Here is a 23,552-nt window from a genome sequence, read left to right on the forward strand (position 1 = left end):
CATTCCCGGAAGGGGCGGATAACTACCAGAGGCGCTTGGTGGCGCGGCGGGCGCCCTCGCCAAGAGCCTCCAGCTTGGCGAATGCGATTTGCGGATGCACCCGGCCGCCCAGGCCGCAGTCGGTGGAGGCGATGACGTTCTCGCGTCCCACCAGCTTGGCGAAGCGGACAATCCGGTCCGCCACCAGGTCCGGGTGTTCCACCACATTGGTGGCGTGGGAGACGACGCCGGGGATGATGACTTTGCCTTCAGGAAGGGCGGTGTCCTCCCAGACCCGCCATTCGTGCTCGTGGCGGACGTTGGCCGCCTCGAAGGAGTAGGCGCCGGCGTTGACCTGCAGCACTGAGCCGATAATGTCGGCGAAGGGGATGTCCGTAGTGTGCGGACCATGCCAGGAGCCCCAGCAAACGTGCAGCCGGATCTGTTCCTGCGGAAGGTCCCGCAAGGCCCAGTTGGTGGCCTCGACGCGCAGCTGGATGAACTTCAGGTAGTCCTCCAGCGACGGCTCCGGGTTGATCTGGTCCCAGCTCTCGGCCAGGGACGGATCGTCGAGCTGGACCGTCAGGCCGGCGTCGATGATGGCCTTGTATTCCTCGCGCATCGCGTCGGCGCAGGCGTAGACGAGTTCCTCATCGCTCTTGTAGTACTCATTGGCAACGCGGGCGCAGGAACCGGGGGACAGGGACGCCACGAATCCTTCGCTGAGGCCGGCCGCGGCGAGCCCGGTCTTCAGGTTCCTGATGTCCGAGGCCACCAGGTCATGGCCGGTATATGTCAGGGGCCCGGCGATCTTGGGCTGGGACACGCTCTTTCGGTGCGCCAGGATCCCGGAGGAAGGATCGCTGTACGCCTCGTTGAACGCCTGCCGGTCCCTCCGGTCGGGGAAGGACGTCAGGACAACGTTTCCGGGGGAGGACCGCCGGACTGCGGCTTCCGCCCACCGGTCCACGGTGGTCGGCTCCAGGCCGCCGAGCCGGGCAAAGGAGTAGTTCCACCAGGCTCCGTAGTCAACGGAGTTGGACATCGTGTGCCCGTACTCGCCGTCGTTGGGGATATCGATGCCCAAGTCCTTCTGGCGCTGGACCACGCCCACAACGGAGTCTTCCAGGAGCTCCAGGAACGCCGGGGTGATCCCGTCGGATTCCTTTGTGGTGTTGGCCGCGATGAGTTCGTCGGTGCGGGGCAAGGACCCGGCGTGGGTGGAGCGAATGTGGTCGGTGTTGAGCGGCATGCTGGAATCTTCCTTTCCATCGGTCCTGGCAGTAGCACCTTCGGGCGGCAGCTTTCCTGCCGGACCGTGGTTGCTGCGGCGTCATTGAGCCAGGTCTCTCGGCCGCTCCGGATGGTCCTCTCTTACCTAAAGCGACAGCGTGGCGGCGGGGCAAATCGGTTTCATATTGTGGCGCGGCAGCGTCAGTCGGAGCTCGTCCGCACGATTCCGCCGAGAGAAAGCGGTACTTGATAACATTTAATACACCGACTTGACTTTAATTAGTAAGTGATGGTGATCTAGAAACATCGGTCTTTTGGGGGAAATACCGATAATCCCCCATACCCGTGTCCCGGTCTTACCGTTCGGGGTTTAATTCTAATTTGGGGGAAATTATGGTTGGATCAGCCAGCGCTAAGCCGCGCTCGCAAAAGGCTAATAGAGTCCGCGCTATTCTTGCCGGCGGCCTTGTCTTGGGGATCGGCGCGGCCTTCACTCTCGCGGCGTGGACGGACAACGAGTGGGTCTTCGGCCAGAGCGACAACGGCGGTGGCCCGGGGACCAAGGTGTACCAGATGCAGCAAAACACGTGGACAGGCACCGGTGGAACAGCAGCATGGAGTGACCAGCCGGACCGGAACGGCGGCGCTTTGACGTTCAGCGTCAATGCGGACAACCTGGTGCCGGGCAGCACCGTTTACGCACCGATGCAGCTGCGGGCGGTGGCCGGATCCGAAGCCCTGGTAGCCAGCTTGACTGAAACCGCGCAATCCACTCCCATTGACGCCGTCACCAACTCGTCCCAGCTCTACTCGGCCCTGAGGTACGAAGCCAAGCAGGGCGTGCCGAAGTCTTCATGCAACGCTGCAGGATTCGGGTCCGTGCAGAATGCAAATATCATTCCTGCGGGTTCACTCCTTAGCGCCATCTCCATCCCCGGGGCAGCGACCAATATCAGCCTGCCCAAGGGCGACAACGTCACCGCCGGTTCCGCAGTGGACATCTGCTTCGCGCTGACCCTCCCCACGGATGCCCCGTCATCCCTGCAGGGGCAGAAGACCGTCCCGCTCTGGAAGTTCTCAAGCACAGTGGGCCTGCCATAACCCCTCCGATGAGGCAGACAGCGTCCCGGCGCAAGCCCGGGTTCCGGTTGCCGGGATTGGCGTCCGAACCCCGGGCCCGGCCGGCTGCCCTCCGTGTGGCCAGGGGATTCCGCGAAGCTTTGCTCACCGTCGTTGCCCTGTTGGGGCTGGCGTGCATCCTGGTCCTGGTCCTGGGCTTCTTCTTCAAGGCGTCCTTCGTCGTCTTCCGTACGGGATCGATGGAGCCGCTCTATCCAGTCGGTGCGCTGTCCCTGACCGTGCAGGTCACCGCCAAGGATCTCGTCCCGGGCGACGTCGTGTCGGTCCGCCGGGAAGCGGCGACCGCTCTGGTGACCCACCGCGTGGTGGCAGTTGACCCGCCCAGTGTGGAGGGGGCCACAGCGTCGCTAAGGCTCCGCGGCGACGCCAACACTTCGGATGATCCGTTGCCCTACGAGGTGGCCACGGCGCAGAAGGTGCTCTTCACGGTTCCCGGGTTGGGAACCTGGATCATGGCCTCCCGGGGGCCGGAGTTCCTGGGCGCGGCAACCCTGGCGGTGGCAGCACTGGTCACGTGGGCCTACTGGCCGCGGCGCCGGGCCGCGGTCCAGGCAGAGATCTGCGCCACCGGGGCTAAACCACAACAGTAAGGTCGTAGATGACATGGCGGGACCCAGCACCAGGGACGTCGTACGGGCCGCGGGGGTTGTCGCGGTTTTGCTGGTGGGCGCTGCGCCTGGCGCAGCCGTGGCGGACGAGCAGCTGATTCCGGTACCGGAGACGGGGGCGGCCGGCTTCCTGTCGCTTTCCTCGTCGGTCTATCCACTGACACTGCCGGGGCTGTCAGCGGGGGAATCGTTCAGTTGGCAAATAGGCATTTCGCTGGACCAGCCCAGCAGCGAGTCCACCCTGCAGGTCACCGCCGACGGTGAGATCGCCGGTACGGACACCTACGTTGTGTCCGTGGACGAATGCGATGTCCCGTGGCAGGGAAGCAGCGGCTTGGGCGGGGACCTGCGTTGCCCCATCGGCTCCACGCCGCGGATAGCGCCGGTAACGCTCGTTGAACATCGCCAGGATGTGCTGGTTCCCTTGCGTGATCTGCGCATCGGATCCTCGCCCTACCTTCGATTTGTCTTGTCCCGGCCCGCGGATTCGCAGGACCCGCCGGACACCGCGCTGACGCTGGGTATTGGGGTCACCGCTGCCGGGAACGACCACGCCGTGGTCCCGTCCGGCCAGCGGCCGCCCGCACCGTTGGCCAATACCGGGGCAGCGGTAGTGCAGGGGCTGTTGGCCGGCGGCGGCCTGTTGCTCCTCGGCGCAGCGGTGGTGGCTGCAGTCCGCCGGAACATGACCCGGAGGGGGGAGGCATCGTGAAGACCGCGCGCGGGAACCTGCTGCGACGCGGGGCAAGGAACCCACTGACATCCGTTGCCATAGCGGCAGCGGCCGCAGTCTCCCTGGTGGCGACCACCACCGTCACCACGGCGGCATGGGTGGACAACGAATGGGCCGGCGGTTCTGTCGGCGTTGGTTCCCCGGGGGACTGTTCCACCAACACCCTTTTCAGCGGCCAGGCGTCCGCAACCCAGCTTTCCGGCAGGGTACTGGGAACGGACCTCAATTCCATCGCGGGAGTTGAAGGCCTCACCGTCACCAACGCCGGCGGCGCAGCGTCGCCGCAGCCGCTGTCGGCTACTCCGGTGACGGGGATTCCGGACGCCTTTATCAGCAAGCTGCCTGTCACGGCCCTGGGGACCAACCCTGTGACCGTGGGCCTGGGCCTCGGCGTTCCGGTAGGAGGCCTGGGCACGTACACGCAGTGGGCGCAGGCGCAGGACAGTGGACAATCCCGCGCCGCCGCCGGACTGGTCACCGACCAGTCCGGCGCTGTGGACGTGGGCGGAACGGCCACCGGAGCTGCCACCGCACCCCAGTCGGCCACCGTCAGGCTGGACAATCTTGTTCCTGCGTCACTGGCCGGAGTGTCACTGGACGTAGGTGCTGTGGCGTCGTCCGCGTCCGTCCAGGGATGCGACCTGGTCAACGGCTGGCCTACGCTGGCGGCAAACCCTGCCGTCACGCGGGAGTACGGTGTCGCCAGCCTGAACCTGGGCACGAATGTGCCTGCTGCCGAATCAATCATTAGCACCACGAACGCCGCGCTCGGCAGCATGCCCACACCGCAGGTCCTGCAGCAAAACCTCATCAGTGCACTGGGTCAAGCCGTTCAGAACGCGCTGGCGCCTCTGGGCCTGGTTAAGACCACCACATCGGCCGACGTGGGAGCCATGAATCTCGATGAAGTCCGGAAGGTGCTTACCCAACCCCAGGCACGAGGTGCTATCACTCTCAACCTTGGTACGGGCCGCCTCAACGTGGATCTGGCCAAGCTTCCGGGAAAGGAAACGCTCGCTAGCGGGCGGGACCCTAACACGCCGGTGTTCCTGACGGAGGCGGACATAACGCAATTGCAGGCGGATGCGCGGGCTCTCCTGGCACAGATCACCACGCGCCTGCGGACGGCTGTTGATGCCGTGATCGTGTCTGCGACTGTCACGGCGAGCGTTGAGGTCCCGCTCACTGGCGTTTCGTTGGGCAGCACCAGGATTGAGATCGCCGGAAGCGTGGGGCAATTCAGGGCAGGAACCGTTCAACCAACCGTCATTCCCTTGGGGCTAAACCTAAGCTCACCGTTGACGTCACTGCTGGTGAACGGGGTTGTGTCTGCCGTCACCAACTCCGTTGCGGTGCCACTGGACACGGTGGTGTCCACTCTGGAGGCAACGCTGGCCCCAATCGTCGCAGGCGCGCTTACCGATGCCGGAACTGTCGTGACGGCGTTCGGCTCCCTTGTTTCCATCCACGTCAACGTCCAGCCTGACAAGCCGTGGCAGGGCGTAAAACCAGGCGACGTCTCAGCGCGAGCCGGTGAATATAAAGTTTCTGCCGTCCGCGTTGGCCTGATTAATCATCCCGGACTTTTGAGTCTTTACCTGGGTACTTCTGCCGCCGGACCGATTAATTATCGACCGTCATAATCGTCTACTCCAGCATGGGAACTTTCTCGACTTTCCAACCGTTATGAGCGTTGGCGTGCGGTACATTCCGGTATTAAATACAAGCCGTCAAATAAATTGACAGAATTTCACATTATTGCTTGGATTTTGTCACAGCCCGCGATGGGGGACATGGCGGCTGGACCCACTCAATGCACTCGAAAGAGGTACCGCACGTGAAGAAATCCCTGGCTGCTTTCAAGGCCCTTGCGGCAGCAGGCGCCCTGTCGCTCGCTGTCGTCGCCGCACCCGCGCCTGCCCTGGCGGTTGGCGAAGGCCCCAACTACGGCGGCAACGGCCAGATCACCACCAGCAAGCTGGCGACCTACAGCCAGATGGTTTCCTTCCTGGAGGACCAGGACGCCAAGCAGCCGGCCATGGAGCTGGAAGTGATCGGCCAAACAGTCAAGGGCCGCGACATCCATCTGGCCAAGTACATCTCGGATCCGGCCAAGCCCACCATCCTGTACCTGACCCAGCAGCACGGCAACGAACAGCTCACCACCGAGGGCGCCATGGAGTTCATCAAGCACCTGGGGACGGGGAAGTCCGCGGACATCCTCAAGGGCGTGAACATCCTGGTGCTGCCCATGCTCAACGCGGACGGCGCCATGGGGGACGTGAACTTCCCGCTGGACAACTACCTCGCCAAGGGAGACCGCAACCTGACCCGGTACAACGCCGAGGGAGTCGACCTCAACCGCGACCACGTGGCCAAAATCCAGCCGGAAACCCAGGCGCTGCACAACAACGTGATGAGCAAGTACCGGATCGACTACATGATCGACCTGCACCACCAGGGAACGCGGGCCGAGCGGGACGGAAAGCTGGTATCCGGATCCATCCTGTACCCCACCACCCCCAACGCCGATCCCGCCGTTGTTGAAAAGTCCAAGCGGCTTGGTGCCGTGGTTTTCAACAACGTGGACTCCACCGGCTGGGGCCACCTGGGCAAGTACCAGGGCGGCAGTGCGGAGACCATCAGCCGCAACGGAATCTCCGTGGAATACGGAATTGCCACCCTGCTTTTCGAGATGCGCGGCATGTCCGACCATTACCTGGATGGTTACGCGCTGGGGCAGCGGAGTAACGGCTACCTGATCAAGCAGACGGTCACCACCCTGACCTCTACCGCCGCGGCGATCGCGGACGGTTCCATTGCCGACGCCGACACCTCCTTCTGGGACACTCTCGCCGAACAGACGTCCCGGCCGGCCGGGGAAGCCGAGGACGAGTAAGGGGCCAGGCCCGCCGTAGTCCCTTGCGGGGCTGCGGCGGGCCCATCGAGTGGACAAAGTGCCTGATCCGCTAAACTTGGGTGGTAAGAGCCCCGGAACTCTTGCATCGCTTCGCCGCCCCGCGGTGCGGCGAAGGCCGGTCTGTTCGGGGCATTCTCATGAACGGCGCTGCGCAGGTCCGCTCCCCGCGGCCGGCCCCGGGCAGCCCGAACGAATGGGGGAGGATCCCATGCCAGCAATTGTGATCGTAGGAGCCCAGTGGGGCGACGAAGGAAAAGGCAAGGCCACCGACCTTCTGGGCGGCCGTGTTGACTACGTCGTCAAGCCCAACGGCGGCAACAACGCCGGGCACACCGTCGTCGTAGGCGGTGAAAAGTACGAACTCAAACTGCTGCCCGCAGGCATTCTCAGCCCCAACGCGGTCCCCATCATCGGCAATGGCTGCGTGGTGAACCTCGAAGCCCTTTTCCAAGAGATCGACGGACTCCAGGCCCGCGGCGCCGATACCTCGCGGCTCCGCGTCTCCGCCAACGCCCACCTGGTGGCCCCCTACCACCAGGTGCTGGACAAAGTGACCGAACGTTTCCTCGGCAGCCGCGCCATCGGAACCACCGGCCGCGGCATTGGCCCCGCCTACATGGACAAGGTGGCCAGGCTGGGCATCCGTGTCCAGGACGTCTTTGACGAATCCATCCTCCGCCAGAAGGTGGAAGGCTCGCTGCGCCAGAAGAACGAACTCCTGGTCAAGGTTTACAACCGCCGAGGCGTGGTGGTGGACGAGATCGTTGAGTACTTCCTGTCCTTTGCCGACCGCCTCCGCCCGCTGGTCATCGACAGCACACTGGTCCTCAACACCGCCCTGGATGAGGGCAAGGTGGTCCTCATGGAGGGCGGCCAGGCCACGTTCCTGGACGTGGACCACGGCACCTACCCGTTCGTGACCTCCTCCAACCCGACCGCCGGCGGCGCGTCCGTCGGCTCCGGCATCGGGCCCACCCGCATCTCGCGCTCCATCGGCATCATCAAGGCCTACACCACCCGCGTAGGCGCCGGACCGTTCCCCACCGAGCTCTTCGACGAGATGGGCATGTACCTGCAGAAGACCGGCGGTGAGTTCGGCGTCAATACCGGCCGCCCGCGCCGCTGCGGCTGGTACGACGCCGTCCTGGCCCGCCACGCCTCCCGCGTAAACGGCTTCACGGACTACTTCGTCACCAAGCTGGACGTGCTCACCGGCATCGAACAGATCCCTGTGTGCGTGGCCTACGACGTGGACGGGGTCCGCCACGACGAGATGCCAATGACGCAGACCGAGTTCCACCACGCCAAGCCCATCTTCGAATACTTCGACGGCTGGACCGAGGACATTACCGGCGCCCGCACCCTCGCGGACCTCCCGGAAAACGCCAGGAACTACGTGCTGGCGCTGGAGAAGCTCTCCGGAACCCGGTTCTCCGCCATTGGCGTTGGTCCGGACCGGGACCAGACCATCGTGGTGAACGACCTCATCAACGACTGACACGTCCCTCCGGAACACGGTAGACGACGGCGGCGGCCCACCCCTTGCAGGTGGGCCGCCGCTGGTGTTTGGCGGAGTGGGCAGTAATTTACACAGGCTTAACGCAGTGGGTCTTGTACCCCTGCAGCCGCCGCGGCCAGACTCGTTAACACCATTTGAACTGATCAGCGGACGGTCCCGCTATGCGTTTGGCGGTGCAGGGATGCACCCAGCGAAGAGCCGTCGCCGGTCGAAAACACCAGACCGGAAGGACATGCCGTGGCAGGGAACTTTGAAGTCTTTCTTGATCCGGAGTTGCTCTACAGGTTCCGGCTCCTGGGGCCGGACGGGTCGGTCATGGCCGTCTCGCAAGGCTTCGAGGACAAAGCGGCTGTAGCTGCCGGTATCGCGGCCGTGCGTGAATGTGCGGGGACTGGCCTGGTGACCGATCTCAGCCCCGCCGGGGCAGTCTCCCGTCCTGCCGCTGCACCCGCTGCGGCCGCCGACGCCGTTTCCGGCGACCTGCCCGCCGTCGTCGTACCTGCGTGCGATGACCAGCGGCTGCCGGTGAGGCTGCACGCCTATGCACTGGCGAAAACGCCGCGCAGGCAGGCCGCGCCGCGCTGGACCAACGCATCGGCCCGCTGAGGACCGGCCGAAAAAAATCCAAAAAAACTTCCGTGCAGGCGTAACCCTCCCGCGGTCCGCAGCGATTACCCCTGTGAAGTGCCGGTCTGGAACCTGTCCCCCATCACGTTCCAGGCCGGCTCTTTTGATCTCTTGGCAGTGCCGCCGCACGGGCGGCGTCCCGTGGCGATCGCCGGCCAGGGAGGTTACTGAAGGGTAAAGTAAGAGGAGCGTTCCGGATCCACGCGAGACGCTTCCCTTGCCGACGCCCTTTTGATTGAAAGCACCACGTCAGTGACCGATGCACAGACAGATGCGGCCCCTGACCACGCCGTCCCCGGGCCTGCTGCCTTCAGCCTCGTCTACAAAACGTACGCATCACAAGTCCTGGGCTACCTTACGGCCCGGGGAGTCGACGATCCGGAGGCGGCCATGCAGGAAGTGTTCCTTTCCGTCCTGCCCCGCCTCGACACCGTGCGGGGAGGCGAAGCGGGGCTGCGGACCTTCATCTTCAGCGTTGCCCATGCCCGTATGGTGGACGATCGCCGGCGCCAAAGCCGTCACCCGGTAAAGCTGCCGTTTGAGCCCGAGCTCGACCAGCGCGAAGACACCTCCGCCGAAAAAGAAGCCCTGCGCAACATCTCGCCCGGCGAGGTCCTGGAACTCCTGTCCGGGCTGCCCCAAGACCAGCGCGAAGCGCTCTCGCTTCGACTCGTGGCCGGCCTGACCGTGGAACAGGCGGCGGAGGCCATGGACAAGAGCCCCGGGTCCGTGAAGCAGCTCCAGCGCCGTGCGCTGCTGAAACTCCGGGAACTGGCGTCAGTGAAGGAGTACCTCGCGCCATGACACCACCATCCGGCAACCTCGTGTCCCTTGTCGACGACCTGCTCCGGGACGCCGGCTGCGGCGATGACCCGCAACTTCGCGACGTCCTGCTTTCGCTCGGTGCACTGGCTTCGCTCCCCGCCCCGGCACCCAGTGCGGAGCTTGCAGCTTTGCTGGCGCCAGCCGCCGGCACGCCCGTGGCGGGAGGCGCCTTGGAAGACCCTCCTGCCGGGGAGCAGCCCGCAGATGACCTCGCGCGCCGTCGGCGGCGGCGCCACCGCCCCACCGCCCTGGGCCTGGTCCTGGTGGCGGGAATGGGATTGGGGGTTGGCGGGGTGGCCGCCAGCTCCTCCGCACCCGGCAACGAAACAGTGCAGCAAGTGCTGGCTGACTGGCCTCCACCGTGGGGCGCGCCGTCCGCCACCAGTGCTTCGGCCGCAGGAGGCGGCTACCGGTCCCCGGTCCTCGCCGCCGACGGCGAAGGCCCGGGCACGGTTTCGTCACCTTCACCCGCCGCGCCCGGCAAAAGCCACGCAAGCCGCTTCTTGGACGACGCTGCCGGAGTTGCTGGCCGCGGGGGCGTGCCAAGCTGCGGCGGAGCTTCCACGCACGACGACGGCGGCAGGCCGGGAGCCTGCGTGCCGGCCCGGCCCTGGGCTGCTTTCCCCGCCACGCCGGGAGGCGGGACGGACGGGAACGGCCGCAGCCGGAACGACGGCGGTGCACCACCGGCGGCAGACGCCGCGCCTCCGGGGACGCCGGCAGCAGGCAAGCCGGACGCGCCCGCGGCGAAGGCCGCGGCAGAGGGCCAGGACGGCCCCGGTGCAGTCACGCCCACGTCGGCTGATGCGCCGGGACCTGTGGGCCAGTCGCCGGGCCTGGGCAGCGGCCGGAAGGCTGAATCCCCGGCGAAGTAGTCCGCTGGCCCGGCCGTTGCCTGGCCTCAACGTCTCCGGAAAGTGCAGCGTAGGCTGATCGCATGGGCCACACCAACGATCCCGCAGTCATTGAACGCCTCATGCGCACCAAAGGGCGGTGGGCCATCGTGGGCCTGACCACCAATGAGTGGCGCGCCGCCTACGATACGTCGCTGTTCATCCGGGACAAGCTCGGCATGGACATCATCCCCGTCAATCTGCCCGGCGAACCTGTCCATGGCGAGACCGGGTACCGCACCCTCGCCGACATTCCGGCGGAAAAGCGGCCCATCGACGTCGTGGACTGCTTCGTGAACTCGCAGCGGGTGGGTGACGTGGTGGACCAGGCCATCGCCACCGGCGCCAAAGCCGTATGGCTGCAGCTGGGGGTGATCGACGAGGCCGCCGCGGAACGCGCCAAGGCGGCAGGGCTGGACGTGGTGATGAACGCCTGCCCGGCCCAATTGGCCTGGAAGTACAACCTCTAGCGCTTCATCAGCTCCGGATAGTGCCGTTCGGTGACGTCCGGATGGGCGCGCATGCGTCCTTTGAGCATGTTCATGCCAAAGGACGCCAACAGGGGGTTGGCGGGATCATCAGTGATGCCCCGTGCCGCGGCCTTAAGCTCCGGAGCCAGAGGGACCGGCTGGATCACCGCGTCCAGCCGGGGCGACCAGAAGAACGGTACCGAGTAGCGGTCGACGCCCGGAGGCGGCGCCTGGACCCGGTGGATGGTGGCCGCAAGGTAACCCTCGGTGGCTACTTCCAGCATCTCGCCCAAGTTCACCACCAGGGCCGCCGGCAGCGGTTCCACCGGCAGCCAGCGGCTGGTACCCGGCGGCAGCACCTCAAGGCCGCCCACGTTGTCCTGCAGCAACAGGGTGACGAAGCCGTAGTCGGCATGCGAGCCCACGCCCTGGTCGCCGGCGGCTTCCACCACACCGCCCACATAATGCACCAGCTTGCCCATCCAGGCGGGGGCATCGCGGAAAGGCTCGTCGAAGTAGTCTTCGGGGAGTTTCAGCGAGACGGCAATGGCCCTGAGCAGTTCCATGCCCACACCGGACATCAGCGCGGCCCACTCCATGGCGGCCGGCCGGAGTTCGGGGAACGCCTCTCCGGGCCAGAGGTTGGGGCCCTGTAAAAGCCAGTACGGCTGGTCTGCCGGAACCTCCGTGACGGGCTCGCGTTCCGGCGAATAATCGATCTGTTCCCGGGCGTCCGCACGCCCCTGGGTGACTTCGGTACCCATGCGCGTGTAGCCGCGGAAGTGCGGTGACAAACGGTTGTCCAGCTTCATCCGTTCGTCCAGCGGCAGGTTGAAGAAGCGCCGGATGGTGTCCAGGAGCTGTTCGGCCTGCCCTGGCCTGCCCCCGTATCCCGTGATTTGGAAGAACCCGACATTGTGGGTGGCGTGCCGCAGTTGTTCGATGAATTCCGGGCTGAAAGAGCCGTCCGCTTGCCGTGCGGAATGCAGGTCCAGAACAGGTATGGGGCCCTGGTCGTGTGACATGCTCGCAGACTAGCACCGAGCAGCCCGGCTTTATAGGCTTCCTTCATGGACCCAACTGAGCTGAGGACGATCTGCCTTTCGTTCCCGGGAGCATATGAGGATTTTCCGTTCGGGCCGGAAACCTCAGTCTTCAAGGTCCGGGCCCACATCGCCGGGGGTGCCCGGCACGAGGCCAAGTTGTTCGCGTTGTCCACCATGGACGAGCGCGACTTTTCGGTGAGCCTGAAGTGTGAACCGGCGCTGGCGGTACAGCTGCGCGCAGTGCACCCGGAGATTACCGGTGCGTGGCATATGAACAAGACCCATTGGAACGGGGTGCGCCTTGATGGCAACCTGCCGGCAGCGATGATCCGGGACATGGTGGAGGACTCCTATGACCTGGTGGTGGCCGGCCTGAGCCGGAAGCAGCAGGAGCAACTGGGGTGGGCGCGCCTCGAAAGGGCCGGAAGCGATGATTGAAGAGGGACAGCCTGGGGGTGGCCTGAAGTACCCCGGCATAGGCAGCACTGAAACGGGTGCGGCACCGGCCGGGTATGGCCGTGTCCTCAAAGAGGCGTACCTTGGCTCCGGGACCAAAGTGTACCGGCACGTCGCGGATGGAATCCTGGGCTGGGAGCTGCAGCGGCGGGCCGGGCTGCGGGTCCGTGCGGGGTCGCCAAGGGCGGCGCCCGGCGTTCGCGTGGTGAGCGGATTCGGCGTCGGGCCCTTTCGCCTCAATGCGCCCTGCCAGGTGGTGTGGGTCCACGAACCCTCGGACCTGGACGGGCCGCAATCGGCCGGCTTTGGCTACGGTACGCTTCCCGGCCACCCCGCCCGTGGCGAGGAGTCCTTCGAAGCGGAGCTTGACGGGGAGGGGAAGGTGTGGCTTCGCATCCGTGCCTTCAGCAAGCCGGCCAACTGGTTCTACGCCGCCGGCGGACCAGTCACCCGCGCGGCGCAGCGGCACGTTACTTCCCGGTACATTGAAGGGGCACGCTCTCTCGCCGCGGAAGGAACATCCCAGTGATCTTTATCGTCGTCAAGTTCAAGGTCAAGCCCGAATGGTCTGAACGCTGGCCGGACCTCGTTGCGGACTTCACCCAGGCCACCCGGCAGGAGCCGGGCAACCTGTGGTTTGACTGGTCCCGCAGCTTGGAGGACCCCAACGAATACGTCCTGGTGGAAGCCTTCAAGGACGACGCTGCAGGCGACCACGTCAACAGCGAGCATTTCAAGAAGGCCATGGCGGACATGCCGCAGGCCCTGGTGGAAACACCGAAAATCGTCAGCCGCCAGTTCGACGGCGAAGGCTGGGACCTGATGGGTGAACTCACCATCTGACCCTCGATAGCATGAATCCATGTGGATCGGTTGGATCGAGTTCGACATACTGCTGGGGCCGGTCCACAGCCTCAAGGAGAAGCGCTCGGTTGTCAGGCCGCTGCTGGCTGAACTGAGGCGCCGGTTCGATGTCTCGGTGGCTGAGGTGGGTGACCACGCCCAGTACCGGCGCACGCAGCTGGGCGTCGGCTTGGTTTCTGCTGACCGGGCGCACCTGGTGGAGGTGCTTGCCGCCGTCGAGCGCTTCGTGGCAGGCCTGCCGGAGATTGAGCTGCTCAGCGCCCGCCAGCGGGAGCTCCACAGCGAGGACTGAACCGGTCCTTAAATGCGGACGGACACCCAAAACCCTCTCTATGGGCTTGAGTGTCCGTCCGCGTTTTGTGGGGCCTAGCCGAAGTACTTCGGCAGCGTCCCCTCGTGGGCTTCGCGGAGGTCATCCAGGGACAGGCTCTCCACGCCATTGATGTCCAGGGTGCCGCTGGCCGCATCCACCACGCCGATGCGGGTGTGGGCAAAGCCGCGGGCGGTGCACATGTCGGTGAAACGGACTTCCTCGGAGCGCGGAACGCCCACCACGGCGCGGCCCTGCGACTCGGAGAAGAGCGCCGTGAACAGGTCCACGTCGTCGCGGTCCATGACGTCCTGCAGCGCGATCCGGGCGCCAACGCCGTAACGCAGCGAGGACTCCACCAGTGCAGCCGCGAGGCCGCCTTCGGAGAGGTCGTGCGCGGAGTCGATCATGCCGTCGCGGGACGCGTTGATCAGGATTTCACCCAGTGCGCGTTCGGCCTCGAGGTCCACCTTCGGCGGCTGGCCGCCCAGGTGGCCGCGCATGTTCGCCCACTCGGAACCATCCAGCTCGGCGCCCGTGGTGCCCAGCAGGTAGATGGCCTGGCCGTCTTCGCGCCAGCCTGACGGCGTGCGGCGTGCGACGTCGTCGAGCTTGCCCAGGACTGCGACCACGGGGGAGGGGTGGATGGGCGTGGTGCCCGTCTGGTTGTACAGCGAGACGTTGCCGCCGGTGACCGGGATGCCCAGCACCATGCAGGCGTCGGACAGGCCGCGGATCGCTTCGGCGAGCTGCCACATGACGTCCGGGTCCTCGGGGGAGCCGAAGTTCAGGCAGTCGCTGACGGCCATCGGGATGGCGCCGGCAGTGGCCACGTTGCGGTAGGCCTCCGCCAGGGCCAGCTGCGCGCCGTGGTACGGATCGAGGTAGGTGTAGCGGCCGTTGGCGTCGGTGGCCAGGGCCACGCCCAGGCCTGATTCCTCGTCCACCCGGACCACGCCGGCGTCATCGGGGAATGCCATGGCGGTGTTGCCACCCACGTACCGGTCGTACTGGTTGGTGATCCAGGACTTGGAGCACATGTTCGGCGATGCCACGAGTTCGGTGACGGCCTTGGCCAGCTCAGCAGGGGCGGCCGGACGGCCGGCGTCCTGGACCGAGCCCGTGAAGGTGTCGGCCTGGATGGCATCCTGCCACTCCGGGCGGGCGAACGGACGGTCGTAGACCGGGCCGTCGTGGGCCACGGTGCGGGGATCGACGTCGACGATCACGTCGCCTTCCCAGGTGATGATGAGGCGGCCGGTGTCGGTCACCTCGCCCAGCCAGGAATACTCAACAGCCCACTTGTCCATCACGGCCTCGAACGCTTCCACGTTCTCGGGAGTGACCACGGCCATCATGCGTTCCTGCGACTCGGACATCAGGATCTCGCCAGGGGTCAGCGTGGGGTCGCGGAGCAGGACGGAGGTCAGCTCAACCTGCATGCCGCCGTCACCGTTGGAGGCCAGCTCCGACGTGGCGCAGGAGATGCCTGCGGCGCCGAGGTCCTGGATGCCTTCCACCAGGGACCCCTTGAAGAGCTCGAGGCAGCACTCGATCAGGACCTTCTCCGCGAACGGGTCGCCCACCTGGACTGCCGGGCGCTTGGAGGGCTTGGTGTTATCGAACGACTCGGAGGCCAGCACGGAGGCGCCGCCGATGCCGTCGCCGCCGGTGCGCGCACCGAACAGGACCACCTTGTTGCCCTTGCCGGAGGCGTTGGCCAGCCGGATGTCCTCGTGCCGCATGACGCCCACTGCCAGGGCGTTGACCAGCGGGTTGCCCTGGTAGACGGAGTCGAACACCATCTCGCCGCCGATGTTCGGCAGGCCCAGGGAGTTGCCGTAGCCGCCGATGCCGGCCACGGCGCCGTGCATGACGCGGGCGGTGTCCGGATGGTCGATGGCGCCGAACCGCAGCGGATCCATGACGGCCACGGGGCGGGCGCCCATGGAGATGATGTCGCGGACAATGCCGCCGATGCCGGTCGCGGCGCCCTGGTAGGGCTCAACGAACGACGGCGAGTTGTGCGATTCGATCTTGAAGGTCACGGCCCAGCCGTCCCCCAGGTTGGTCACGCCGGCGTTTTCGCCGATGCCCACCAGCATGTCCTTCTTCATTTCCTCGGTGACCTTCTGGCCGAACTGGCGCAGGTGGTTCTTGGAGGACTTGTAGGAGCAGTGCTCGCTCCACATGACGGAGTACATGGCCAGTTCGGCGCCGGTGGGGCGGCGGCCCAGGACCTTGACGATCTCGTCGAACTCGTTCTGCTTCAGGCCGAGTTCGGCCCAGGGCAGCTCGGTGTCCGGGGTCTTGGCTGCGTTCTCGACGGTGTCGATGTTGAACTTCTTGGTGGTTTCGGTGGTCACTTGTCGCCTCCCACAATCTTGTTCAGTACGGAGGTGAAGAAGCCGAGGCCGTCGGTGTCGGAACCGCCGATGCCCGTCTCACGGGAGAACGCAGCCTCGGGGCCGAAGCCCGGCTCAACGGCGTGCTCCGGGTGCGGCATGAGGCCCACCACGTTGCCTGCGGCGTTGGAGATACCGGCGATGTCGCGGCGGGAGCCGTTCGGGTTGAAGCCGACGTAGCGGAACACCACGCGGCCCTCGGCCTCAAGGGCGTCCAGGGTCTTCTCGTCCGCGATGTACTGGCCGTCCTGGTTCTTCAGCGGGATGGTGATCTCCTGGCCCGCCTGGTAGTCCAGCGTCCACGCGGTGTTGGCGTTCTCGACGCGCAGCACCTGGTCGCGGCAGAGGAACTTCAGGTGGTCGTTCTTGATCATGGAGCCGGGCAGCAGGTGCGACTCGGTCAGGATCTGGAACCCGTTGCAGATGCCCAGCACGGGGAGCTTGGCGTCGCTGTTCGCGGCATCGATGATCTTTGACATCAACGGGGCGAAACGGGCGATCGCGCCGGCGCGCAGGTAATCGCCGTAGGAGAAACCGCCGGGGATGACCACTGCGTCCACGTCGCCAAGTTCCGTGTCGCCGTGCCAGAGTTCGACGGCGGTGGCGCCGGCCAGGCGCACGGCCCGGGCGGCGTCCCGGTCGTCAAGGGTTCCGGGGAAAGTCACGACGCCGATCCGGGCGCCGGCGAGGCGCGGCTCTGCGGCGACGGCCACTGCCTCGCCGATCAAGGGAAGTTCAGTCATCTCAGGCCTCGACGACCTCGACGTTGACGACGTCCTCGATCACAGGGTTGGACAGGAGGGTCTCGGCGGCATCGCGGGCCTGGGCCAGGATCTCTTCCGTCACCTCGCCGTCGACCGTCAGTTCGAAGCGCTTGCCCTGGCGGACAGAGCTGAAGCTGGTGAAGCCCAGCCGGGGGAGAGCGCCAACGATCGCCTTCCCCTGCGGGTCCAGAATCTCGGGCTTGGGCATGACGTCAACAACGATCCGGGGCATCCGGCAACTCCTGTGCGTGAGCTTGGTTAAGGGCGCAGCGGAGTGGTGCCGTCTCACGCCGTACCGGGGTGTCGGGGACATGGTGGACGGGCGCTCCGCGAGCTTGCCCTATTATTCTACCGGCCCGGGCCCATGCCGCCGCATTCCGCACGTTCATGGAGCAGACCCCGATCCGGGAGGACCGGGGTGGAGGCCCGAAGGATGTGCTTCTGGAGTTGCAGTGGGGCGTTCGCTAGGGTTGGTTGATGGCGCAAAATTCCAAGTCCTTGCTGTTGCCGATGGTTGCCGCTGCCGTTTTTGCCGGCCTGGGCAGGATGGTGCTGCAGAAGGTGAAGGCGGACCGCATGGCCCGCGAAACCCGGGTCGCCGGCCCGTTGGACGAGAAGACCAGGCAGTGGATCAGCGACGTGGTGCGGACCCCCCGCCACTAGCCGCGCGGAATTCCCCAGCAACTCCGGGGCGCCCTTCGGGGCGTCCTTTTTGTATGCCCGAATGTTCCGGCGGGACGGATATGACAAGCGAAAATTTCCAAAATGTGCTCTATGTCATATCTCGCTCTCAGTCTGTACCCTGTGAACAGTCTGGTCTCAGCTAATTACAAGATCTGTAATTACTTCTGCAGTTCCAGTCGTCTGGGGCGCCCACCAAGTCTGGGCGGTACATCGTGAAAGGGTTGCGCGTGAAATCAACTGGAAAGAGCCCCTTGCGGGCTGGGGACTTCGGAAGGCGGCCGCCCTGGCTGTTGGGTTGCCCCTCCTTATAAGCTCGCTGGCAGTAACGCCGGCCACGGCGGCGCCGGGGAGCCAAAGTCCCGGGAATGCCGCCGCCACCGCGAAAGACAGCCAGTTCAAGGACGGCCGGTACATCGTGGTCTTGGCCGGCCCGGCTGCAGCAGCCTACGAGGGGGAGCCGCCGGGCTTGGCGCAACCAAACCGCAGCAAGGCCGCAAACTGGATGCCGGCAGCCCAAACTACAAAGCCTACGACGCGCACCTGCGCCAGCAGCAGCGTGACGTTGCGGGAGCCCAGGGAGTGTCCCCGGCCAAGCAGTACACCGCCGCCCTCAACGGATTCACCGCGGAGCTGACCGCCCACCAGGCGGCCGAACTGTCCAAGGACAAGCGTGTGCTTGTGGTGGCGCCGGACGTCGAGAACAAGCCCGATTACACCAGCACCGACTTCCTCAAACTCACTGGACCGGACGGGACCTGGGCCAAGCAGTTCGGGGGTGAAGCCAACGCCGGCAAGGGCGTGGTGGTGGGCGTGATCGATTCCGGCTACGCCCCGGACAACCCCTTCCTCCAGGGCGAGCCCCTGCAGCCCCTGCAGGGTACCCCGCAGGTGGGCGTCCCCTACCGCACCGGCGACGGCAAGATTGCCATGCTCAAGGCGGACGGAACCACCTTTGAAGGTGAATGCCAAAAAGGCCAGGGAACCGGTGCCGGCTTCGACGGCTCGCTCTGCAACTCCAAGGTGATCGGCGCCCGCTACTTCGCCGACTCCTTCCTCCAGTACATACCCCCCGGCGACCGCGCCCCCGAGGAGCAGATTTCCCCCGTGGACGTGGGCAGCCACGGCACCCATACGGCAACAACGGCAGCTGGCAACGCCAACGTCGAGCAGGTCATCGACGGAGCGAGCTTCGGAAAGAGCTCCGGCGTGGCTCCGGCAGCCAAGGTATCGGTCTACAAGGTCTGCTGGGAGGACACCAACCCGGACACCGGCGGCTGCTACTCGTCATCGTCGGTTGAGGCCGTCGACGCAGCCATCAAGGACGGCGTGGACGTCCTGAACTACTCAATTTCGGGCAACAACAACAGCACCACTGATCCCGTGGCGCTCGCCTTCCTTAACGCAGCCGCCGCAGGCGTCTTCGTGTCGGCCTCGGCCGGCAACTCCGGCCCGACAGCCTCCACCGTGAACCATGCCTCACCATGGCTGACCACCGTGGCCGCCTCCACCTTCCCCAGCGACCTGGTGGGAACGGTCAAGGTTTCCGACGGCTCGCTGTACCGCGGCGCTTCCATCATGAAATCCGAGGTTGCGGACAAGCCCGTCGTGGTGGCCGCTGCTGCCGCTGCTCCCGGAGCGGAAAACGCCAACCTGTGCGGGCCCGGAACCCTGGACCCCGCCAAGGTGGCCGGCAAAGTGGTGGTCTGCGACCGCGGAGTGGTGGACCGGACAGCCAAGAGCAAGGAAGTCCTGGACAAGGGCGGTCTTGGCATGATCCTGGTGAATCTCACCAGCAGCTCCGAGGACGCCGACAACCATGTCATTCCCACCGTCCACGTCAACGCACCCAAGAGCTTGGAACTGAAGTCCAAGCTGCAGGCAAACACGGCACTGACGGTTAGCCTGGTCAAGGGTGACCTGACCGGACTTCCCTCGGCGCCGGCGCCCCAGATCGCGGGCTTCTCGTCCCGCGGACCCACCGTCGCCTCAGGCGGCGACCTGCTCAAGCCTGATATCTCGGCCCCGGGCGTGAACGTCCTTGCCGGCGTCTCCACGATCGGCAACCATGGCGACCAGTTCGGATTCATGTCCGGTACCTCCATGGCCGCGCCGCACATTGCGGGCTTCGGCGCCTTGGTGCTCGGCAAGCAACCGAAATGGTCACCCGCCATGGTGAAGTCGGCCATGATGACCACCGCCTACCCGCTGGTCAACGCGGATGGTTCGCCCAACACGGATCCGTTCCAGGGCGGCGCCGGCCACATCGACTCCACCCGGGTCCTCGATCCCGGCCTCGTTTACGACTCCGGCATCCGGGACTGGCTTGGTTTCCTGAACGGACAAGGCGTCGATACCGGGGCCCCGCAGGCCGGCTCCATCGCTGCCCGCGACCTCAACCTCCCGTCGGTCGCCTTGGGCAGCCTGGTGGGTGAGGTCCAGGTCAAGCGCAAGCTGACGGCCCTGGTACCGGGCATGTACCGGCCCGAGGTGAACATGCCGGGTTTCAACGTCAATGTCGAACCCAAGGCGCTGAACTTCGCCAAAGCCGGACAAACGCGTGAAGTCACACTGACCATCCGGAACGTCAGCGCACCGGTCGGCAAATTCAGCACCGGAAGCCTCACCTGGAAGGGGCCGCGCACCGTCACATCGCCGATTGCCATCCGCCCGGTCGACGCCCAGATCGCTCCGTCGTTCTCGTTCAGCTCGGCCACGGGCACGGGCAGCGGCTCCATGGAGTTGGTGTCGGGCTCGGACAGCCCGATCGCCGTCGGCGTGGAAGGCCTGGCGCCACTGAACCAGACCGCGATCACCAAGACCCCGGGCGCCTACGCACCTACGAATGATGCCCACAATGCCCTGGTCCAAGTGCAGGTTCCCGCTGGCTCCACCTTCGCGCGGCTGGGCATCCAGGCGCAGTCGAACGACGTCGACTGGGACATGGTGGTGTACGCGCCCAACGGTTCGGGCGGCTTGACGGCCACCCAGGTGGCGACGGCCTCGGCGAGCGAGTTCCTTGACCTGGAATCGCCCCGGCCCGGCACCTATTACGTGGTGGCCAACCTGTACGCCACCCCGGACAACGGGCCGGCCACGGCCTCGGTCCAGGCGGTGAGTTTTGCGGGCGACGCCGGCAACCTGACCGTCAACCCCAACCCGATCGTGGCACCCAACGGGACGGCCACCTCGGCCACGCTGAACTGGACCGGCCTGGGTGTTGGGCAATACCTTTCGCGGCTGAGCCTGGGCAGCAACGGCATCAAGACCTGGGTAAACGTGCAGGTGGGTTCCGGTTCTGCCCCGGCTCCGGCCGGCGCGCCCCAGATGGGCATTGCGCAGGCAGTACCCGGAGCCTGACCATCACGTAAGCATGGGGGAAGGTCCCGGACGACTTGTCCGGGACCCTTTTCGTGCCCGGCTGCCGGCAGTCAGGTGGCGTTACCGCCCAGCAGGGGAGCCATGGCCTTCCACCGGGCGATCTCGCAGCCGTCTGTCCGGGTGAAGACCGAATGGACCGGGCGTCCATGGAACGTGCCGGAAACGACGGCAACCTGGGGTCCTCCGTACTGCTGGGTGCACAGCCTCGGTGGCCCGGGCCGGGGAAAGAAGATGTCTTCCCCGAATTCCTCCACGGTCGCCAGGGCGGCCTCCGGTGCCGGCAGGGTGGTTTCGGCCGCCAAAGTTCCGTCCTCCGCCACCAGCCGGAAAACATACTCGGGGGCATCCGGGGCTTCTCGGACGCTGATGGACAGGTCGATCACATCGGCGCTCCCGCTGCGAGGGCGTCCAGGTCCAGGGCAAGCCTCTCGCGCAAGGCGGCAGCCTCGGCGGCAAAATTGCGCTGGTGCTCAACGTAGGAAGCCTTGCCCTGCGGAGTTTCGATGGGAATGGCGGGGTAGCCCCACTCGGCGAGGTCGTACGGGGAAGCCTGCATGTCCATGGCCCGGATGCGCCAGGAGAGTTCGAAGCAGTCCATGACCAGTTCGCTCGAAAGGGCCGGCAGCAGCTTGTACGCCCACTTATAGAGGTCCATGTTGGCGTGCAGGCAGCCCGGCTGCTCCAGGTGGCGCTGCGATTCACGGCTGGGTGAAAACTCGTTGAGCGGAATGGCGTCAGGGGTGTAGAACCGGAACGCATCAAAGTGGGTGCACCGGATCTTGTTGTCCTCCACCACCTTGTCCGTACCGGCTGATCCCAGCCGCAGGTGCAGGTATTCGTGGCGGAGATCGAACTTGTCCTGCCGGTAGACCATGGCCCATTCATGCAGGCCGAAGCAGCCGAACTGTGCAGGCCGTGCCGCCGTGCCGCGAAGGATCACCCCGGCGAACGCCACTGCCTCCGTGCGGTCGGCAAGGAAGGCCGCCCGGTCGAAGGTGACTGCCATGCTCCCCGCAGTCAGTCCCAGCGAGGCAAGCTCGCCGTCGTCGAGCGTCCGGTAGTGCTTCCAGCCCTGCCGGGCGGCCGCCTGCCCGCCCGTGAGGACGGTCCCGGCCCCCGGGTGCCAGCGCTTCAGCTGGCCCGGCTTCTGGGTGTAATAGGTGAAAAGGAAATCTTCCACCGGATGCTTCTGCCCGGCTGACCGGCGGGCAAGATAAGGATCGGCGTAGCGGCTGACGCGCTGCAGGTGGGCTTCCTCCCGTGCCTGGGCGCTGTCCTCCGCCAGCAGGCTAAGAGGCTCCACCGGCAGCACCGAGCACATCCTTGGCAGCGTCCCACGCACTGATTTCACACCCGTTGGTCCGGGCGAAGGAGGATTCGACGGCGACGCCATCCACGGCCCCGGTCACAGTCGCCTTCTGTGGGCCGCCATACTGCTGGGTGCAGGTCCGGTCGCTTCCCGGCGCCGCCGAGGCCACGATGGCGGGGTTCGCCTTGAGGGCCGCGCAGGCAGCAGCAGGATCCGGGTGGCTGCTCTTCGCGGCGGGAGTTCCGGAGGTGCAGACCAGGGTGTAGGCGAGCGCGGGTGCGCCCTCGGACGGCATCACGGTAATGGCAAGCTCAGCGTTTCCCTGTCCCGGCCCGTTGCTGGGCCGTGAAGTTGCGGGCGCAGGGGCCGCAGCCGAAGTTTCAGTACCGGGAGTGGGGCCCACGGGTGAATTGCCGGACGCGGTGGGCCCGCCGGTGGAGGAGCCGCTGCAGCCGGAGAGCAGCCCTGCACCCATGGCCAGGGCCGCCGCGGCCAACCGTAGGTTACGCATCAGGCCACCTCCCTTTCGTCATGCCATTCTAGTCGTCGGTTTTGCGGCAGAACCCCGGGCCGGCAGGCGGGCCGCTTGATGGTTGACCGGTCAGCGCGTGCCCTCCGACGTTGCGGCGATGAGTCCCATCATGGAGGCGTGCAGTTCGGCCAACTGTTCCCTGGTGAGGCCCAGCCGTTCCATCATGGTCCCCGGAACCTGCAGGGCTTGTTGCCGGAGCGCTCTTCCTTCTGGCGTCAGGGCAACCGCCAAGGCGCGTTCGTTACCCTCAGCGCGGCCCCGGGTAATCAACCCTGCCGCCTCGAGCCTGCGCAGGAGCGGAGAGATGGTTGCCGGTTCCTGGGCCAAAGCCTCACTGATGTTCCGTACCGTACGCGGACTGGTCTCCCACAGGCACAGCATCACCAGGTACTGCGGGTGTGTGAGGTTGAGTTTTTCCAACACTGGCTTGTAGGCGCCCACGACGCTTCGGGCGGCCACCGTCAGCGCAAAGCACAGCTGGTGTTCCAGCAAGAGGTCTTCATCAGCGGCATCGACGGGAGATGTGGTGGTCATGGCTTCCTTACATTGTTAGTGCACTAATTATTAGTGTACATTGATGGGAAACAAGCAGTGAATGGAAGGAACGCGTTCATGGCCAGGGACAGGTCCGGGGACAAAGGCAACGCCTCCCAGCGCTTCATGCGCGCCACGGGAAAACTCAGGGCTGTCTTCGGCCCGGCCAACCGCTCCGCGCTGGCCCACGACATGACCGAGGAAAACCGCCGGCTGCTGGCCCAGCGCCAGGCGGAAACCCAGCAGTGGGAGACCATTACCAGACCGGATGGCAGCACCTATGTTGTGCCCAGGAACCCTGAGGACCGTTCCTTGCGGTAGCC

At 65.7% G+C, this 23,552-nt stretch carries 25 protein-coding genes, 1 pseudogene and 1 riboswitch; of the genes and pseudogenes, 17 read left to right on the top strand and 9 right to left on the bottom strand.

Translation table 11 applies throughout. From position 1 onward, the window contains the following. Positions 1-22: 22 nt before the first annotated feature. The gene (locus ACX5I6_RS07780; protein WP_461840073.1) at positions 23-1,231 is read right to left on the bottom strand and encodes a cobalamin-independent methionine synthase II family protein; all 1,209 of its coding nucleotides are present in this window, start codon (positions 1,229-1,231) and stop codon (positions 23-25) included. A 13-nt stretch (positions 1,232-1,244) separates the two neighbouring features. Beyond that, positions 1,245-1,349: riboswitch (SAM riboswitch) on the bottom strand. 256 nt (positions 1,350-1,605) lie between these two features. On the opposite strand from ACX5I6_RS07780, the gene ACX5I6_RS07785 reads away from it, so the two are divergent. From ACX5I6_RS07785 to ACX5I6_RS07830, 10 genes are all read left to right on the top strand, one after another. Further along, positions 1,606-2,313, top strand: coding sequence for a SipW-dependent-type signal peptide-containing protein (locus ACX5I6_RS07785; RefSeq protein ID WP_461840074.1), 708 nt, complete (start codon positions 1,606-1,608; stop codon positions 2,311-2,313). An 8-nt stretch (positions 2,314-2,321) separates the two neighbouring features. Beyond that, positions 2,322-2,942: a signal peptidase I gene (locus ACX5I6_RS07790; protein WP_461840075.1), complete on the top strand. Its 621-nt coding sequence runs from the start codon at positions 2,322-2,324 to the stop codon at positions 2,940-2,942. Between the two features lie 13 nt (positions 2,943-2,955). Then, the gene (locus tag ACX5I6_RS07795; protein WP_461840076.1) at positions 2,956-3,672 is read left to right on the top strand and encodes a hypothetical protein; all 717 of its coding nucleotides are present in this window, start codon (positions 2,956-2,958) and stop codon (positions 3,670-3,672) included. After that, positions 3,669-5,336: a choice-of-anchor G family protein gene (locus ACX5I6_RS07800; protein ID WP_461840077.1), complete on the top strand. Its 1,668-nt coding sequence runs from the start codon at positions 3,669-3,671 to the stop codon at positions 5,334-5,336. The genes ACX5I6_RS07795 and ACX5I6_RS07800 overlap by 4 nt, the downstream gene beginning before the upstream one ends. Positions 5,337-5,506: 170 nt before the next feature. Then, the gene (locus tag ACX5I6_RS07805; protein ID WP_461840078.1) at positions 5,507-6,592 is read left to right on the top strand and encodes a M14 family zinc carboxypeptidase; all 1,086 of its coding nucleotides are present in this window, start codon (positions 5,507-5,509) and stop codon (positions 6,590-6,592) included. Between the two features lie 229 nt (positions 6,593-6,821). Beyond that, positions 6,822-8,111, top strand: coding sequence for an adenylosuccinate synthase (locus ACX5I6_RS07810; protein WP_285247304.1), 1,290 nt, complete (start codon positions 6,822-6,824; stop codon positions 8,109-8,111). Between the two features lie 258 nt (positions 8,112-8,369). Next, positions 8,370-8,738: a DUF1508 domain-containing protein gene (locus ACX5I6_RS07815; RefSeq protein WP_461840079.1), complete on the top strand. Its 369-nt coding sequence runs from the start codon at positions 8,370-8,372 to the stop codon at positions 8,736-8,738. Between the two features lie 273 nt (positions 8,739-9,011). Further along, positions 9,012-9,563, top strand: coding sequence for an RNA polymerase sigma factor (locus ACX5I6_RS07820; RefSeq protein WP_461840080.1), 552 nt, complete (start codon positions 9,012-9,014; stop codon positions 9,561-9,563). Further along, on the top strand, positions 9,560-10,459 hold the full coding sequence (locus tag ACX5I6_RS07825; protein WP_461840081.1) for a hypothetical protein: 900 nt from the start codon (positions 9,560-9,562) through the stop codon (positions 10,457-10,459). The genes ACX5I6_RS07820 and ACX5I6_RS07825 overlap by 4 nt, the downstream gene beginning before the upstream one ends. 62 nt (positions 10,460-10,521) lie before the next feature. Next, the gene (locus tag ACX5I6_RS07830; RefSeq protein ID WP_461840082.1) at positions 10,522-10,947 is read left to right on the top strand and encodes a CoA-binding protein; all 426 of its coding nucleotides are present in this window, start codon (positions 10,522-10,524) and stop codon (positions 10,945-10,947) included. On the opposite strand, the gene ACX5I6_RS07835 is transcribed toward ACX5I6_RS07830, so the two are convergent. After that, a complete protein-coding gene (locus ACX5I6_RS07835; protein ID WP_461840083.1) occupies positions 10,944-11,972 on the bottom strand; it encodes an isopenicillin N synthase family dioxygenase in 1,029 nt (342 codons plus the stop codon). The genes ACX5I6_RS07830 and ACX5I6_RS07835 overlap by 4 nt on opposite strands. Before the next feature lie 45 nt (positions 11,973-12,017). Between ACX5I6_RS07835 and ACX5I6_RS07840 the strand changes: the two genes are divergently transcribed. The 4 genes from ACX5I6_RS07840 to ACX5I6_RS07855 are packed head-to-tail and all read left to right on the top strand — an operon-like array spanning position 12,018 to position 13,605. Continuing rightward, positions 12,018-12,431: an MmcQ/YjbR family DNA-binding protein gene (locus ACX5I6_RS07840; protein ID WP_461840084.1), complete on the top strand. Its 414-nt coding sequence runs from the start codon at positions 12,018-12,020 to the stop codon at positions 12,429-12,431. After that, a complete protein-coding gene (locus ACX5I6_RS07845) occupies positions 12,424-12,978 on the top strand; it encodes a DUF1990 family protein (protein WP_461840085.1) in 555 nt (184 codons plus the stop codon). The genes ACX5I6_RS07840 and ACX5I6_RS07845 overlap by 8 nt, the downstream gene beginning before the upstream one ends. Then, complete coding sequence (locus tag ACX5I6_RS07850) at positions 12,975-13,292, top strand: putative quinol monooxygenase (RefSeq protein WP_461840086.1); 318 nt, start codon at positions 12,975-12,977, stop codon at positions 13,290-13,292. Before ACX5I6_RS07845 ends, ACX5I6_RS07850 begins: the two co-directional genes overlap by 4 nt. Before the next feature lie 19 nt (positions 13,293-13,311). Then, positions 13,312-13,605, top strand: coding sequence for a DUF503 domain-containing protein (locus ACX5I6_RS07855; protein WP_461840087.1), 294 nt, complete (start codon positions 13,312-13,314; stop codon positions 13,603-13,605). A gap of 74 nt (positions 13,606-13,679) precedes the next feature. Here ACX5I6_RS07855 and purL read toward each other — a convergent pair whose 3' ends face one another. Genes purL through purS form a run of 3 tightly spaced genes read right to left on the bottom strand, consistent with a single transcriptional unit; the run spans position 13,680 to position 17,024 of the window. Further along, the gene (gene purL, locus ACX5I6_RS07860; protein WP_461840088.1) at positions 13,680-15,989 is read right to left on the bottom strand and encodes a phosphoribosylformylglycinamidine synthase subunit PurL; all 2,310 of its coding nucleotides are present in this window, start codon (positions 15,987-15,989) and stop codon (positions 13,680-13,682) included. After that, on the bottom strand, positions 15,986-16,771 hold the full coding sequence (purQ, locus tag ACX5I6_RS07865; RefSeq protein ID WP_461840089.1) for a phosphoribosylformylglycinamidine synthase subunit PurQ: 786 nt from the start codon (positions 16,769-16,771) through the stop codon (positions 15,986-15,988). Before purQ ends, purL begins: the two co-directional genes overlap by 4 nt. 1 nt (position 16,772) lies before the next feature. Continuing rightward, positions 16,773-17,024 (bottom strand): phosphoribosylformylglycinamidine synthase subunit PurS, encoded by a 252-nt coding sequence (gene purS, locus ACX5I6_RS07870; protein ID WP_015935902.1) that lies wholly within the window; start codon positions 17,022-17,024, stop codon positions 16,773-16,775. A gap of 245 nt (positions 17,025-17,269) precedes the next feature. On the opposite strand from purS, the gene ACX5I6_RS07875 reads away from it, so the two are divergent. Further along, complete coding sequence (locus ACX5I6_RS07875; protein WP_461840090.1) at positions 17,270-17,455, top strand: hypothetical protein; 186 nt, start codon at positions 17,270-17,272, stop codon at positions 17,453-17,455. 337 nt (positions 17,456-17,792) lie between these two features. After that, positions 17,793-20,833, top strand: a pseudogene (locus ACX5I6_RS07880) (S8 family serine peptidase). A 71-nt stretch (positions 20,834-20,904) separates the two neighbouring features. On the opposite strand, the gene ACX5I6_RS07885 reads toward ACX5I6_RS07880, so the two are convergent. From ACX5I6_RS07885 to ACX5I6_RS07900, 4 genes are all read right to left on the bottom strand, one after another. After that, complete coding sequence (locus ACX5I6_RS07885) at positions 20,905-21,237, bottom strand: serine protease inhibitor (protein WP_461840091.1); 333 nt, start codon at positions 21,235-21,237, stop codon at positions 20,905-20,907. Then, positions 21,234-22,175 (bottom strand): 3-methyladenine DNA glycosylase, encoded by a 942-nt coding sequence (locus ACX5I6_RS07890; protein WP_461840092.1) that lies wholly within the window; start codon positions 22,173-22,175, stop codon positions 21,234-21,236. Before ACX5I6_RS07890 ends, ACX5I6_RS07885 begins: the two co-directional genes overlap by 4 nt. Next, complete coding sequence (locus ACX5I6_RS07895; RefSeq protein WP_461840093.1) at positions 22,144-22,674, bottom strand: SSI family serine proteinase inhibitor; 531 nt, start codon at positions 22,672-22,674, stop codon at positions 22,144-22,146. Before ACX5I6_RS07895 ends, ACX5I6_RS07890 begins: the two co-directional genes overlap by 32 nt. 90 nt (positions 22,675-22,764) lie before the next feature. Then, the gene (locus ACX5I6_RS07900; protein ID WP_461840094.1) at positions 22,765-23,229 is read right to left on the bottom strand and encodes a MarR family winged helix-turn-helix transcriptional regulator; all 465 of its coding nucleotides are present in this window, start codon (positions 23,227-23,229) and stop codon (positions 22,765-22,767) included. A gap of 78 nt (positions 23,230-23,307) precedes the next feature. Between ACX5I6_RS07900 and ACX5I6_RS07905 the strand changes: the two genes are divergently transcribed. After that, on the top strand, positions 23,308-23,550 hold the full coding sequence (locus tag ACX5I6_RS07905; RefSeq protein WP_285247321.1) for a hypothetical protein: 243 nt from the start codon (positions 23,308-23,310) through the stop codon (positions 23,548-23,550). Positions 23,551-23,552: the final 2 nt, after the last annotated feature.

Source organism: Arthrobacter sp. MMS24-T111 (genome assembly GCF_054888995.1).